The organism is Tranquillimonas alkanivorans, assembly GCF_900115595.1.
GTDB classification, from domain to species: Bacteria; Pseudomonadota; Alphaproteobacteria; order Rhodobacterales; family Rhodobacteraceae; genus Tranquillimonas; species Tranquillimonas alkanivorans.
This window is the reverse complement of the sequence record NZ_FOXA01000001.1, coordinates 301,312-314,959: the sequence shown is the minus strand read 5'-3', so window position 1 is coordinate 314,959 and position 13,648 is coordinate 301,312. Positions and strand designations below refer to the sequence as shown.

Sequence of the window (13,648 nt, the reverse complement as noted above, 5' to 3'; positions counted from 1 at the left end):
GCTTCGGGGGATGCGATGGACCACTTTCTGTACCGCGACGGCGTGCTTCATGCCGAGGACGTGCCGCTGCCCGAGATCGCGGCGGCGGTGGGAACGCCTTTCTATTGCTACTCGACCGCGACGCTGACGCGGCATTTCGGGCTGTTCGAGGAGGCGCTCAAGGGGCTCGACCACCTCGTGTGCTTTGCGGTGAAGTCCAATTCGAACCAGGCGATCCTGAAGCTGCTGGGCGAGATGGGCGCGGGCATGGATGTCGTGTCGCTGGGCGAATACCGCCGCGCGAGGGCGGCGGGCGTGCCGGGCGAGCGGATCGTGTTCTCGGGCGTGGGCAAGACGCGCGAAGAGATGCGCGCGGCGCTCGAGGGCGGCATCCGGCAGTTCAACGTCGAAAGCGAGCCCGAGATGGCGGCGCTAAACGAGGTGGCGTTGTCGATGGGCACCGTCGCGCCGATCACCGTGCGGGTGAACCCGGACGTGGACGCGATGACGCACGAGAAGATCTCGACCGGCCGGAAGGAGAACAAGTTCGGCATCCCCATCGGCCGCGCGCCCGAGGTCTATGCCGAGGCGGCGAAGATGGCGGGACTTAAGGTCGTGGGAATCGACGTTCACATCGGCAGCCAGCTGACCGACCTCGCGCCCTACGAGGCCGCTTACACGCTGGTCGCCGACCTGACCCGGCAACTTCGTGCCGAGGGGCACGAGATCACGCGGCTCGACCTCGGCGGCGGCCTGGGCATCCCCTACGAGCGGTCGAACGCGGCGCCGCCGCTGCCGCTGGATTACGGCGACGTGGTGCGGCGCACGGTTGGTGACCTGGGCTGCGAGATCGAGATCGAGCCGGGGCGGCTGATCTCGGGTAATGCGGGCATCCTGGTGTCGAAGGTGATCTGGGTGAAGGCGGGCGAGGGGCGCGATTTCCTCATTCTCGACAGTGCCATGAACGACCTGATCCGGCCCTCGATGTACGGCGCCTGGCACGACATCGTGCCGGTCGTGGAGCCTGCGGCGGGCGCCGAGACGCACCCCTACGACATCGTCGGTCCGGTCTGCGAAAGCGGCGACACCTTCGCCAAGCAGCGCCCGATGCCGCCGGTAGGCGAGGGCGACCTGGTCGCCTTCCGCAGCGCCGGGGCTTATGGCGCGGTGATGGCGTCGGAATACAACACGCGGCCGCTGATTCCCGAAGTTCTGGTGAAGGACGATCACTTCGCCGTCATCCGTTCGCGACCGACCTTTGACGATATCATCGCGCGCGATACCATCCCCGGGTGGCTCTAACGCGGGATCCTCCGCATCGGGTCAACGATGCAGGCTTCATGGGCAGGACACTGACGCTCCCCGACGCGGCGCGCCGCCGCCTTCGCCGTCCCCTCTGGCTCACCCGTTTCGGCATGGTGGCCGAGCGCGGGACGCGGGCGTTCTGGCCGCTGTGGAGCATCCTGCTGATCGCGCTGGCCCTGCTGATGATGGGCGTGCACGAGGCCGCGCCGCTGGAGCTGGTCTGGGGCGGCGGGTTCGTCGCGATCCTGGGCGGGCTCTGGGCGATCTGGCGCGGCGTACGGGCGTTTCGCTGGCCGTCGGAGGCCGACGCGCTGGAGCGGCTGGACCGCACGCTGCCGGGGCGGCCGATCTCGGCCATCTCCGACCAGCAGGCGATCGGCGCGGGCGATGCCCTGTCCGAGGCCGTCTGGCAGGCGCATGTGCGCCGCATGGCCGACCGGGTGCGCGAGGCGCGGGCGGTGGAGCCCGATCTGCGCATGGCGGCGCGCGATCCCTATGCCCTGCGCTATGTGGCGCTGACGGCTTTCGTCACCGCGTTGATCTTCGGGTCGTTCTGGCGCGTCGCGTCGGTCACGCAGATGGCGCCGGGCGCGGGCGGCGGGCAGGCCGTCGCCGCGGGGCCCGCCTGGGAGGGCTGGGTCGAGCCACCGGCCTATACCGGCAAGCCGTCGCTGTACCTGGCCGACGTGACGCGCGACACCCTGAGCGTGCCGGAAGGGTCGCGGATCACCCTGCGGCTTTACGGCGAGGTGGGGAATCTGACGGTGGCCGAGACGGTCTCGGGCCGGACGGGCGAGGTGCCCTCGGCCGCCGATCCGTCGCAGGATTTCGAGGTGGTGCAGGACGGATCGCTGCGCATCGACGGGCCGGGCGGGCGTGACTGGCAGGTGGTGGTCGAGCCCGACACCGCCCCCGACGTGCGCGTGACGGCGGAAGCCGAGCGCGCGGCGGACGGCGAGATGCGGCTGCCCTTCGCGGCCGAGGACGACTACGGCGTGGTCTCGGGTCGCGCGGTGATCGAGCTGGACATGGACCGCGTCGACCGTCGCTACGGCCTGGCAACCGAGCCCGAGCCGCGCGAGCCGATCGTGGTGGACCTGCCGATGCCGATCACGGGCGACCGGACCGCGTTCGAGGAAGTGCTGATCGACAACTTCTCGGAACATTCCTGGGCCAACCTGCCGGTCGAGATCACGTTCGAGGTCGACGACGCGCAGGCGCAGTCGGGCGAGAGCGAGGTGCTGGAGACGGACCTTTTCGGCCTGCGCTTCTTCGACCCGCTGGCGAAAGCGGTGATCGAGCAGCGCCGCGACCTGCTGTGGAGCCGCGAGAACGCACCGCGCGTGGCGCAGGTGCTGCGCGCTGTATCGTATCGGCCGGAGGACGTGTTCCGCTCCGAGACGGTGTACCTGCGGCTGCGGGTGGCGATCCGGCGGCTCGAGGCCGGGTTCATGTTCACCGACCTGTCCGAGGAACGGCAGGAGGAGATCGCGCAGGCGCTGTGGGACATCGCCAACGAGATCGAGTACGGCGACATGGACGACGCGCTCGAACGGCTGCGCCGGGCCCAGGACCGGCTGTCCGAGGCGATGCGCAACGGCGCGTCCGAGGACGAGATCGCCGAGCTGATGCAGGAGCTGCGCGAGGCGATGCAGGACTACATGCGCCAGCTTGCCGAGAACGCGCAGGAGCAGGACCAGCAGCAGGCGCAGGGCGAGATGCAGGAGATCACCGGCGACCAGCTTCAGCAGATGCTGGACCGGTTGCAGGAGCTGATGGAGCAGGGCCGCATGGCCGAGGCGCAGCAGCTTCTGGACCAGCTTCGCCAGATGATGGAGAACATGCAGGTCGCCCGCGGCCAGCAGGGGCAGGGCCAGCAGGGCGAGGGCCAGCAGGCCATGCGCGACCTGCAGGAGACGCTGCGCAACCAGCAGCAGCTCAATGACGACACGTTCCAGGACCTGCAGCAGCAGTTTGGCCAGCAGCAGGGCCAGCAAGGGCAGCAAGGCCAGCAGGGCCAGCAGCCCGGGCAGATGCCGGGGCAGCAGGGCCAGCAGGGCCAGGGGCAGCCGGGACAGGGCCAGCCGGGCCAGCAGCAGGGCCAGCCCGGTCAGGGGCAGAACGGCCAGTCGCTGGGCCAGGACCTGGCGCAGCGGCAGGAGCAGTTGCGCAACGAACTGAACCGCCAGCAGCAGAACCTGCCCGGCGCGGGCACGCCCGAAGGCGACGCCGCGCGCGACTCGCTGGGCCGCGCGGGCGAGGCGATGGACGGCGCCGAGGAGGCGCTGCGCGACCGCGACTACGCCGAGGCGCTTGACCGCCAGTCCGAGGCGATGGAGGCCCTGCGCGAAGGCATGCGCAACCTGGGCGAAGCGATGGCCCAGCAGCAGCAACAGCAACAGGGCGGACAGGGTCAGGCCACGGCCGAGGGCGACCCGCAGGGCCGCCGCGAGGATCCGCTGGGCCGCAGCGCCGGGGCGCAGGGACGGCTGGGCACGGACGAGCAGTTCCTGCAGGGCGAGGACATCTATCGCCGGGCGCAGGAGCTTCTGGACGAGATCCGCCGCCGCTCGGGCGAGCAGGAACGCCCGCAGGAGGAACTCGACTACCTGCGCCGGTTGCTGGACCGGTTCTGAGGCGCGTCAGCGCGCGGCGGTGGTCTGCGGAGCAGAGGCACGGTTTCAGTCCACCAGGTTGCCAAGGGCCATGCTGGCTTCGCGCAGCAGCCCGTCGATGCCGTCCCGCACGTCGTTCGCCGCTTCGACATAGGCGATCATCACGCCCTCGGACGCCGGCACCGTCTGAACGATCAGCGGGGCGAAGCCGTAGGCCAGAAGCAGGATCGCGGCGAGGGTCACGACGCTCAGGAACCCCGCTCTGAACCCGCTGCGTTTTTCGCCTGCATCTTCGTCGATCTCGGGCCTCTCGGCCGGATCATGGCGGGAGGAGGCGGTGAGGCTCGAGTTGATCTCTTCGATGTCCGGCAGAAGTTCCCGGCGAGAGCTCTGCGCCGCCTCCGACGCGGGCCGCGCACGCGCCGTCGAGGACGCGGCCACGCGCGAGGGCGCGACCTCGGGGATGACGTGCGCCGTGGCCTCTTCGTGCCCAGGCGCGGCATCCTGCTCGACGTCTATGTCGGGCGGGGATGTGACCTCTGACTTTCCGTTCCGGTCGTGCAAAGCCTCCTCTGCGGGCGCAGGGGCTTGGTGCTCCTCCGGCAGGTCCGGTGGAGGAGCGAGCGCGGGTGTGACGGGCTCCGCACCGTCCGGCTCGGATTGCTGCTCCTCTGTCGCGGCGGCAGGCACCTGAGGCTCGCGGTCGTGACCGGCGTCCCACCAGTCGGACCACTCGTCGCCCGGCGCGATGTCTTCCTCCGGTATGGGCTCGGCATCGGCCGGGGGGGCCTCGTCCTCGCCGGCGACGGACTGGTCCTCGGCGAGTGAGCCTCTATGCCCTTGGGCGACAGGTTCTTCTTCGTCCGGGGCAAAGTCCTGCTCGCCGGCAACAAGCTCGTCGTCGGCGGGCGAGGGAGCCTCTTCCGCCCGGGAGGCGTCGAAGAGGGATTCGTCCTCCGCCTCAGAAGCGGCTTCCGCAGCGTCCGGTGTAGGCCCGGACAGGTCGGGCTCGGGCCGCTCCGACTCCGCTTCGGGCACCGCTTCCGCCTCTGGCACGTCCTCAGGTTCGGCTTCGGGCGGCTGGAGGGCGTGCCAGGACGGCGGGCGGCGGCGCGGCGGCGTGTCCGCGTCGAGCCCCAGGTCGCCCTGCGTCTCGAGCGCGCCGCCAAGCTCGCGGCGGCGGGCGGCGGCCTCGCGCGCGGCTTCCTCGCGCAGGATGGCCATGGCCGCCTCGTCCATGCGGCGACGCGGCGGCGGGGGCGGAGCGGGCGCGTCGTCTTCTTCCTCGTCTTCGGAAGTCAGCGCGGGGCCGGGCTCGGGCAGGGCGTCGGGCGCGGGGGCGAGCGGATCGCCGGGCGCGTCGGCCTCGGCCCAGTCGTCTTCGGCCCGCGCGCGGCGCTGAAACCACGTGTGACCGCACGACGAGCACTGCACGTCCCGGCCGTGCTCGGGGATCATCGCCGCGTCCACTTCGTACTGCGCGGCGCAGTTCGGGCAGATCAGCCTCATCTCGTCATGCCACCTTGCCGGCCCGGGCCGTGCTTCATCCTGTCCGAGGTTAAGCATGCAAATGCCCGATATCCAAGGACTTGGCCCGCGGCGATTGCATGCCCCCGGGACGTGAGGCAAAACGGTCGCGCGACGAAGCGCCCGCCGCGGGTGGCGCGCGGGCGGGGAACAGGCCACGTGATCGAGCTCAGGGACGTCAGTTACAGCTACGGCGGCGACGCATTGCTGTCGGACATCGACCTCGCGCTCGCGCCGGGGTCGTTCCATTTCCTGACCGGCCCGTCGGGGGCGGGCAAGACCACGCTGCTCAAGCTTTGCTACCTCGAACTCCGCGCGACGCGGGGCGAGGTGCACGCCTTCGGGCGCGACGCCGCGGCTTTGGGGCGGGACGGTGTGGCGCAGGTGCGGCGGCGCGTGGGGCTGGTGCACCAGGATTGCCGGTTCCTCGACCACCTGTCGGTCGCCGAGAACGTGGCGCTGCCGCTTGTCGTGTCGGGCCAGGACGCGCCCGAGCGGCGGGCCGAGCTCGACGAGCTTCTGCGGTGGGTCGGCCTGCACCGCCGCCGCGACGCGCTGCCGCCCGAGCTGTCGGGCGGTGAACGGCAACGCGCGGCGCTGGCCCGGGCCGTCATCATGGCGCCCGACGTGATCCTGGCCGACGAGCCCACGGGCAACCTGGACTGGGAGATGTCGCTGCGGCTTCTGACCCTGCTGGTCGAGCTCAACCGGATGGGTAAGGCGATCCTCGTGGCGACCCACGACCTCAACCTGATCCGGCAGGCGAAGGCGCAGGTGGCCGCGCGGGTCCTGCGCATCCGCGACCGGCAGCTCCAGGTGGCGGGGGCCGACCTGTGAGCCGGCTGCGCGCGCTTCTCGGGCTGATCAAGGGCGATCCGCGCGCCGACCGGGTGGTGCCGCCCTCGGGCTTCACGGCGCAGCTTACCGTCCTGTCGGCGGCGGCAATGGCCTTCCTCGCCGTCTTCGCGCTGGCGCTGTCGCTGGCCAGCGGCCGGCTGGCAGAGCGCTGGGGAACGGAGCTGGCGCAGACCTCGACCATCCGTATCTCGGCCCCGCCGGGGCAGGTCGAGCGGCAGACCGAGGCTGTGCTCGAGGTGCTGCGCACGACGCCGGGTGTCGCGCTGGCCCGCCCGCTCGACGCCGCCGAGCAGCGCGCCCTGCTCGAGCCGTGGTTCGGCCCCGACCTGCCGGTCGAAAGCCTGCCGATCCCGCAGCTCGTCGAGGTGATCGAGACCGCGTCGGGCTACGACTCCGAGGGCCTGCGCCTGCGGCTGCGGGCCGAGGCGCCGGGCGCGGTGCTCGACGACCACACCCGCTGGCGGCGCCCGCTGATCGCGGCGGCCGAGCGGCTGCGTGCGCTGGGCGTGGTCTCGATCCTGCTCATTGCCATGGCCGTGGCGGCCATGGTCACCCTGGCGGCGAGCGCGGCGCTTGCGGCCAACGCGCAGGTCATCGGCGTGCTGCGTCTGGTGGGGGCGCGCGACGTCTACATCGCCCGCGCCTTCGTGCGCCGCTTCACCCTGCGCGCGCTGACCGGCGCGGCGGGCGGCACGGCGCTGGGCATGGCGGCGGTTGCGCTGCTGCCCGATGCATCGGCCGCCGGGGGCTTTCTCACCGGGCTGGGCTTCGCCGGCTGGGCGTGGCTCGTGCCGCTGGCGATCCCGGTCTTCGCGGCGCTCGTCGCCTTCCTTGCCACCCGCAACGCCGCCTTGCGCGCACTCAAGGGGTTCACCTGATGGTCTATGCCTGGCGCTGGTTCCGCTCTCTCGTCTTCGTCTTTCAGATGTATCTGATGATGGCGATCCTCGGGCTCGTCTTCTCGATCCCGGCGATGATCTCGCGGGCCTGGGCGTTCCACGCGATCCACGCCTATTGCCGCTGGGTGCGATGGTCGGCCCGCGTCCTCGTCGGCCTGCGCTCCGAGGTGCGCGGCACGCCGCCCGAAGACGAGGTGCTGATCGCCGCCAAGCACCAGTCGTTCTTCGACATCATCATCATCGTGTCCGAGACGCCGCGCCCGAAGTTCATCATGAAGGCCGAGCTGACCCGCGCGCCGGTGCTGGGCTGGTTCGCCAAGCGCATCGGCTGCGTGCCGGTGAACCGGGGCAAGCGCGGCGCGGCGGTCAAGCAGATGATGGAGGACGTGCAGAAGGGCCGCACCGTGCCCGGCCAGCTGATCATCTATCCGCAAGGTACCCGCGCCGCGCCCGGCGCCATCCTGCCCTACAAGGTCGGCACCTACCTGCTCTACGATCAGCTGGGCCAGCCCTGTGTGCCGGCGGCCACGAATGTGGGGGTGTTCTGGCCGCGCTCGGGCATCTACCGCAAGCCCGGCCTCGCCGTGGTCGAGTTCCTGCCGTGGGTTGAGCCGGGCCTCGACCAGCGCGCGTTCATGTCGCGCATCCACGACGACATCGAGGCCGCCTCGGACCGGTTGATGGCCGAGGCCGGCTGGACCGCCCTGCGCTGACGTTCCGGTGTGCCCCGGCCTCATCTTCGGTCCTGAAATATCCCGGGGGTGAATGCGCCGCAGGCGCAGAGGGGGCAGAGCCCCCTCGATCACGTCGCCGGGCGGGTCACCCGGCTCAGATGGCGGCCTTTCGGCTTTCCTCGAGATAGATGTCCCGCAGCCGCGTCGCCACCGGGCCCGGCACGCCCTCGCCCACGGCGACGCCGTCGATCGAGACGACGGGCATCACGAAGGTCGAGGCTGAGGTGACGAAGGCCTCGTCGGCCTGCTTGGCTTCTTCCAGCGTGAAGGCGCGTTCCTCGACCTGCATCTGCGCCTCGCGCGCGAAGCGCAGGACGGCGGCGCGGGTAATGCCGTGCAGGATCTCGTTGCCCAAGTGGCGGGTGACGATGGTGCCGTCCTTGACGATGTAGGCGTTGTTCGAGGTGCCTTCGGTCACGTGATCGTCCTCGACCATCCAGGCGTCGTGGGCGCCGGCAGCCTTCGCCGCCATCTTGCCCATCGAGGGGTAGAGAAGCTGCACCGTCTTGATGTCGCGCCGGCCCCAGCGCAGGTCGGGGATCGAGATGATCTTCATCCCTTCTTTCGCCAGCGGCGCATCGGCCAGCCCCGGCTTGGCCTGGGTGAACAGCACGACGGTGGGCGTGGCTCCTTCGGGGTAGGCGAAGTCGCGGTCGGCGGCGCCGCGCGTGACCTGGAGATAGATCAGGCCGTCGCCGATCCCGTTGCGGCGCACCAGCTCGCGGTGGATGTCGAGCAGCGCGTCGCGACCCATCGGCATGTCCATGTCGAGCTCGTTCAGCGACCGCTCCAGCCGTTTTGCGTGGCCGTCGAAGTCGATCAGCTTGCCGTCCAGCACGCTCGTGACCTCGTAAACGCCGTCGGCGAACAGGAAGCCGCGGTCGAACACCGAAACCTTCGCCTCTTCCTCAGGCACGTACTCACCGTTGACATAGACCGTGCGGCTCATCCCCGTCTCCTCGTTCGCGGGCCGGGCCCGCGGTGTGTCGTTTGCGCCGTGCGGCGGCTTTGCTGCGCGCTCCGCGCGTTCGGCGCTGAAATCGGTCCACTGGACCGATTTCCGGGCGCGCCTCACCCCCAAAGGCGCGCTTCGGGCGGATGCACGCCGTCCTTGTCGAAGGTCAGCGGCGCGTCGCGGTCTTCGGCCAGAAGCAGCGGCCCGTCAAGGTCGGTCACCGCCGCACCCTGCGCCACCAGCACCGCCGGGGCCATCGCCAGCGACGACCCGACCATGCAGCCGACCATGATTCCATAGCCCTGCGCCCGCGCCGCGTCGCGCAGGGCCAGCGCCTCGGTCAGGCCACCGGTCTTGTCGAGCTTGATATTCACCATGTCGTACTTGCCCTTCAGAGCGGGCAGCGAGGCACGGTCATGGCAGCTTTCATCGGCGCAGACGGGCAGGGGGCGCTCGATCTCGGCGAGCATGTCGTCGTCGCCCGCCGGCAGCGGCTGCTCGACAAGCTCCACCCCCAGCCGGACGAGGTGCGGGGCGAGATCGGCATAGACCTCGGCCGTCCAGCCCTCGTTCGCGTCCACGATGATGCGGGCCTTGGGCGCCCCCTCGCGCACGGCCTCCAGCCGGGGCATGTCCTCGGGCGTGCCGAGCTTGATCTTCAAAAGCGGCCGGTGCGCGTTGCCCGCCGCCGCTTCCCTCATCCGCTCGGGCGTGTCGAGCGACAGGGTATAGGCCGTCACTTGCGGCTTCGGCACGGCCAGGCCCGCGATCTCCCACACCCGCTTGCCCGCGCGCTTGGCCTCGAGGTCCCAGAGCGCGCAGTCCACCGCGTTGCGGGCGGCGCCGGCCGGCAGAAGGTCCTGCAAGGCGCCACGGTCGAAGAGATCAGGCAGGTCCTCGATCTGCGACGTCACGCTGTCGAGCGTTTCGTCGTAGCGGGCGTAGGGCACGCATTCGCCCCAGCCGCGTGCGCCACCGTCGGTGGCCCGCACCGTCAGCACGCGCGCCTCGGTCCGCGAGCCGCGCGAGATGGTGAAGGGGTTGGCCAGCTTGAACGTGTCGGGGGAGACCGTCAGCTTCATGCCTGCACCAGCGCGTCGACCAGCCGTTCGGCCCCGATGCGGTAGGGGTCCACGGTCGGCAGGCCCATCCGCGCCTCGGTCTCCTCCAGGTACCGCCGCGCCTCATCCTCGCCGAGCGCCTTGGTGTTGACCGAGATGCCGACGACCCGGCAGTCGGGGTTCGCCACCCGCGCCAGCGGAAGCGCCGTGTCGCGAAGCGCCTCCAGCGTCGGCAGGTCGTAGTTCGGCAGGCCGCGCATGTGCGTCCGCGTCGGCTCGTGGCACAGCACCAGCGCGTCGGGCTGGCCGCCGTGGATCAGGGCCATGGTCACGCCGGAGTACGAGACGTGGAACAGGCTGCCCTGCCCCTCGATGTGATCCCAGTGATCGTCATCGTTGTCGGGCGTCAGGTACTCGACCGCGCCGGCCATGAAGTCCGCCACCACGGCGTCGAGCGGCACGCCCTCGCCCGTGATCAGGATGCCGGTCTGTCCGGTGGCGCGGAACGAGGATTTCATCCCCCGCTCCTTCATCACCGCATCCATGGCGAGGCCGGTGTACATCTTGCCGACCGAGCAGTCGGTGCCGATGCCGAGGACACGCTTGCCGCTGCGCTTGCGCCCGTCCGCGATCGGATAGGGCGTCGAGGGAATGCGCACGTCGTGCAGCTTCTGCCCCTGCTCCTCGGCCGCGCGGACCAGCGCCTTGTCGTTGCGCAGAAGCGTGTGCAGGCCGCTGGCCACGTCGAAGCCTTTGGACAGCGCCTCGACGATGACGTCCTTCCAGCTTTCCGAGATCACGCCGCCCCGGTTGGCCACGCCGATGACCAGCGTCTTCGCGCCCGCGGCCTTCGCCTCGTCCAGCGTCATGTCGCTCAGCCCGACGTCGGCGCCGCAGCCGGGCAGGCGGAACTGGCCCACCGCGTTGTCGGGGCGCCAGTCGGCGATGCCTTGCGCGACCTTGGCGGCAAGCTGGTCCGGCGCGTCGCCGAGGAAAAGAAGATAAGGCGTCTGGATCATCCGGTCCTCCTTGAAGAGTTCGTGATACCATCGACGATGGCGTCCGCAAATGCATCCCGACTTCTGCGCGAGACGGGGGTGGAGCGCAATCTTGTCCGGTCTGAGCCGCCACGAGCGCTGACTTCTTGTGCATGCGCCGGCGTTTGTCGCAGAACCCATCGCCCCGGGTGGTGCGAAGGGTTTTCAGAGAACTCTTCGCAATCTCCTTCTGAAGGAGGTTGGCGAGCGGCGGATGCTGCGCGTGCAAAATAAACTTGCATGCGGTGCCGCAAGAACATACCAAAGGCGTGACCCTGTAAGTAACAATATTGCCGAGGCGCCATGTCATTCCGCATCCAGCCCCAGCCCCCGGCCCGCCCGAACCGGTGCCAGCTTTTCGGCCCCGGCTCGCGCCCCGAGCTGTTCGCGAAGATGGCCGCCAGCGCCGCCGACGTCATCAACCTCGACCTAGAGGATTCGGTCGCGCCTGACGACAAGGCGCTGGCGCGCGCCAACATCATCGAGGGCATCGGCGCGGTGGACTGGGGCAACAAGACCCTCAGCGTGCGGATCAACGGGCTGGATACCCCGTACTGGTACCGCGACGTCGTGGAGCTGCTGGAGCGGGCGGACGAGCGGCTGGACCAGATCATGATCCCCAAGGCCGGCTGCGCAGCGGACATCTATGCCGTCGATGCCCTCGTGACGGCTGTCGAGGCGGCGGCGGGCCGGAACAGGCGCATCGGGCTCGAGGTCATCATCGAGACGGCGGCGGGCATTGCCCATGTCGAGGAGATCGCCGCCAGCTCTCCGCGCCTGACCGCGATGAGCCTTGGCGCGGCGGACTTCGCGGCCTCGATGGGGATGCAGACCACCGGGATCGGCGGTACGCAGGAGAATTACTATATGCACCGCGAGGGGCAGAAGTACTGGTCCGATCCCTGGCACTGGGCGCAGGCCGCCATCGTCGCTGCCTGCCGCACCCACGGCGTACTGCCGGTCGACGGCCCCTTCGGCGATTTCAGCGACGAGGAAGGGTTTCGCGCCCAGGCCCGTCGTTCCGCGACGCTGGGCATGGTCGGAAAGTGGGCGATCCACCCCAAGCAGGTTGCGCTTGCCAACGAAGTGTTCACGCCGTCCGAGGACGAGGTGGCCGAGGCGCGGGCGATCCTCGAGGCGATGGAGGCGGCAAAGCGCGAAGGGCAGGGTGCGGCGGTCTACAAGGGGCGGCTGGTGGACCTCGCCAGCATCCGCCAGGCCGAGGTGGTCGTGCGGCAGGCCGAGATGATCGCGACCTGACACGACCGTCGGGCGAGTTGCATCGGTGCGTCGGGGCCGTCATATACGGGTCCGAAGCGCACCGAGGATCCGCATGACCAACTATCTCGAATTCGAGAAATCCCTCGCCGAGATCGAGGGCAAGGCCGAGGAGCTGCGCGCCATGGCGCGCAAGTCCGAGGGGATGGACGTCGAGAAAGAGGCCGCCGCGCTCGACAAGAAGGCCGACGGCATGCTTCGCGACCTCTACAAGAACCTCACGCCCTGGCAGAAGACCCAGGTCGCCCGGCACCCCGACCGGCCGCATTGCCGCGACTACGTCGAGGCGCTCTTCGACGAGTACACGCCGCTGGCCGGCGACCGGAATTTCGCCGACGACCACGCGGTGATGGGGGGGCTGGCCCGGCTGAACGACCGGCCGGTCATGGTCATCGGGCACGAGAAGGGCAACGACACCCGCACGCGGATCGAGCGCAATTTCGGCATGGCCCGCCCCGAGGGGTACCGCAAGGCGATCCGCCTGATGGAGATGGCCAGCCGCTTCGGCATGCCGGTGGTCACGCTGGTCGACACGCCCGGCGCCTATCCCGGCAAGGGCGCGGAAGAGCGCGGCCAGTCCGAGGCGATCGCACGCTCGACCCAGATGTGCCTGCGCCTGCGTGTGCCCATGGTCAGCGTGGTGATCGGCGAGGGCGGCTCGGGCGGGGCGGTGGCGTTCGCCACGGCCAACCGCGTGGCGATGCTCGAGCACTCGATCTACTCGGTGATCTCGCCCGAGGGGTGCGCGTCGATCCTGTGGAAGGACGCGGACAAGATGCGCGAGGCGGCCGAGGCGCTGCGCCTGACGGCGCAGGACCTCAGGAAGCTCGGCGTGATCGACCGCATCATCACCGAGCCGCTAGGCGGGGCGCAGCGCGCGCCGCAGGACGCGATCGCGTCCGTGGGGCAGGAGATCGCGGCGATGCTGGACGAGCTGTCGCAGCTCGACGAGGCCGCCCTGCTTGACGACCGCCGGAAGAAGTTCCTCGACATGGGGTCGAAGGGGCTGGCGGCCTGACGCCGGCGCAAGTTCCTTCTGAAGGAACTTGCGAAAGGTCTTCTGAAGACCTTTCGCCCGGGCCTCAGCCCTGCTTATCGGTGACGTTCTCGCGGAAGGCCGTGTCGAACTCGGCCTTCTTCGCGCCCGACGCCTCGGTCTGGTATTTCTCGCGCCATTCGGCGTACGGCATGCCGTAGAACGCCTCGCGCCCCTCGTCCTTGGACATCTCGATGCCGCGCTCGTTGGCGGCTTCCTGATACCAGCGCGACAGGCAGTTCCGGCAGAAGCCGGCGAGGTTCATCATGTCGATGTTCTGCACGTCCGTCCGCTCGGCGAGGTGGTCGCGCAGGCGGCGAAAGGCGGCGGCTTCGAGTTCGATGCGGGTCTGGTCGTCCATGTC

12 protein-coding genes are annotated in these 13,648 nt (G+C 69.9%); 7 read left to right on the top strand and 5 right to left on the bottom strand.

The window, feature by feature from the left end; all coding sequences use genetic code 11:
• Positions 1-15 precede the first annotated feature (15 nt).
• Both lysA and BM162_RS01570 read left to right on the top strand, forming a co-directional pair.
• Positions 16-1,281: a diaminopimelate decarboxylase gene (lysA, locus tag BM162_RS01575; protein WP_093416762.1), complete on the top strand. Its 1,266-nt coding sequence runs from the start codon at positions 16-18 to the stop codon at positions 1,279-1,281.
• A gap of 38 nt (positions 1,282-1,319) precedes the next feature.
• A complete protein-coding gene (locus tag BM162_RS01570; protein WP_093416759.1) occupies positions 1,320-3,920 on the top strand; it encodes a TIGR02302 family protein in 2,601 nt (866 codons plus the stop codon).
• 45 nt (positions 3,921-3,965) lie between these two features.
• On the opposite strand, the gene BM162_RS22325 is transcribed toward BM162_RS01570, so the two are convergent.
• Positions 3,966-5,408: a zinc-ribbon domain-containing protein gene (locus BM162_RS22325; protein ID WP_143096094.1), complete on the bottom strand. Its 1,443-nt coding sequence runs from the start codon at positions 5,406-5,408 to the stop codon at positions 3,966-3,968.
• 177 nt (positions 5,409-5,585) lie between these two features.
• Here BM162_RS22325 and BM162_RS01560 point away from each other — a divergent pair, with 177 nt between their 5' ends.
• From BM162_RS01560 to BM162_RS01550, 3 genes are read left to right on the top strand one after another with little or no spacing between them, the layout of a single operon-like run.
• Positions 5,586-6,263: a cell division ATP-binding protein FtsE gene (locus tag BM162_RS01560; protein WP_093416757.1), complete on the top strand. Its 678-nt coding sequence runs from the start codon at positions 5,586-5,588 to the stop codon at positions 6,261-6,263.
• Complete coding sequence (locus BM162_RS01555; RefSeq protein WP_093416754.1) at positions 6,260-7,162, top strand: cell division protein FtsX; 903 nt, start codon at positions 6,260-6,262, stop codon at positions 7,160-7,162. The genes BM162_RS01560 and BM162_RS01555 overlap by 4 nt, the downstream gene beginning before the upstream one ends.
• Entirely contained in the window at positions 7,162-7,896 is a 735-nt protein-coding gene (locus BM162_RS01550) for a lysophospholipid acyltransferase family protein (RefSeq protein WP_093416751.1), read from the top strand. The genes BM162_RS01555 and BM162_RS01550 overlap by 1 nt, the downstream gene beginning before the upstream one ends.
• Positions 7,897-8,011: 115 nt before the next feature.
• Here BM162_RS01550 and BM162_RS01545 read toward each other — a convergent pair whose 3' ends face one another.
• The 3 genes from BM162_RS01545 to dgcN form a co-directional block, all read right to left on the bottom strand.
• A complete protein-coding gene (locus tag BM162_RS01545; RefSeq protein ID WP_093417761.1) occupies positions 8,012-8,866 on the bottom strand; it encodes a D-amino-acid transaminase in 855 nt (284 codons plus the stop codon).
• Positions 8,867-8,988: 122 nt separating this feature from the next.
• On the bottom strand, positions 8,989-9,954 hold the full coding sequence (gene dgcA, locus BM162_RS01540; protein ID WP_093416749.1) for an N-acetyl-D-Glu racemase DgcA: 966 nt from the start codon (positions 9,952-9,954) through the stop codon (positions 8,989-8,991).
• Complete coding sequence (gene dgcN, locus BM162_RS01535; RefSeq protein WP_093416746.1) at positions 9,951-10,952, bottom strand: N-acetyltransferase DgcN; 1,002 nt, start codon at positions 10,950-10,952, stop codon at positions 9,951-9,953. Before dgcN ends, dgcA begins: the two co-directional genes overlap by 4 nt.
• 321 nt (positions 10,953-11,273) lie before the next feature.
• Between dgcN and BM162_RS01530 the strand changes: the two genes are divergently transcribed.
• Both BM162_RS01530 and BM162_RS01525 read left to right on the top strand, forming a co-directional pair.
• Entirely contained in the window at positions 11,274-12,230 is a 957-nt protein-coding gene (locus tag BM162_RS01530; RefSeq protein ID WP_093416744.1) for an L-malyl-CoA/beta-methylmalyl-CoA lyase, read from the top strand.
• A 73-nt stretch (positions 12,231-12,303) separates the two neighbouring features.
• A complete protein-coding gene (locus BM162_RS01525) occupies positions 12,304-13,266 on the top strand; it encodes an acetyl-CoA carboxylase carboxyltransferase subunit alpha (protein WP_093416741.1) in 963 nt (320 codons plus the stop codon).
• A 64-nt stretch (positions 13,267-13,330) separates the two neighbouring features.
• On the opposite strand, the gene BM162_RS01520 is transcribed toward BM162_RS01525, so the two are convergent.
• Positions 13,331-13,645, bottom strand: a complete 315-nt coding sequence (locus BM162_RS01520; protein ID WP_093416739.1) for a DUF1244 domain-containing protein — start codon at positions 13,643-13,645, stop codon at positions 13,331-13,333.
• Positions 13,646-13,648: the final 3 nt, after the last annotated feature.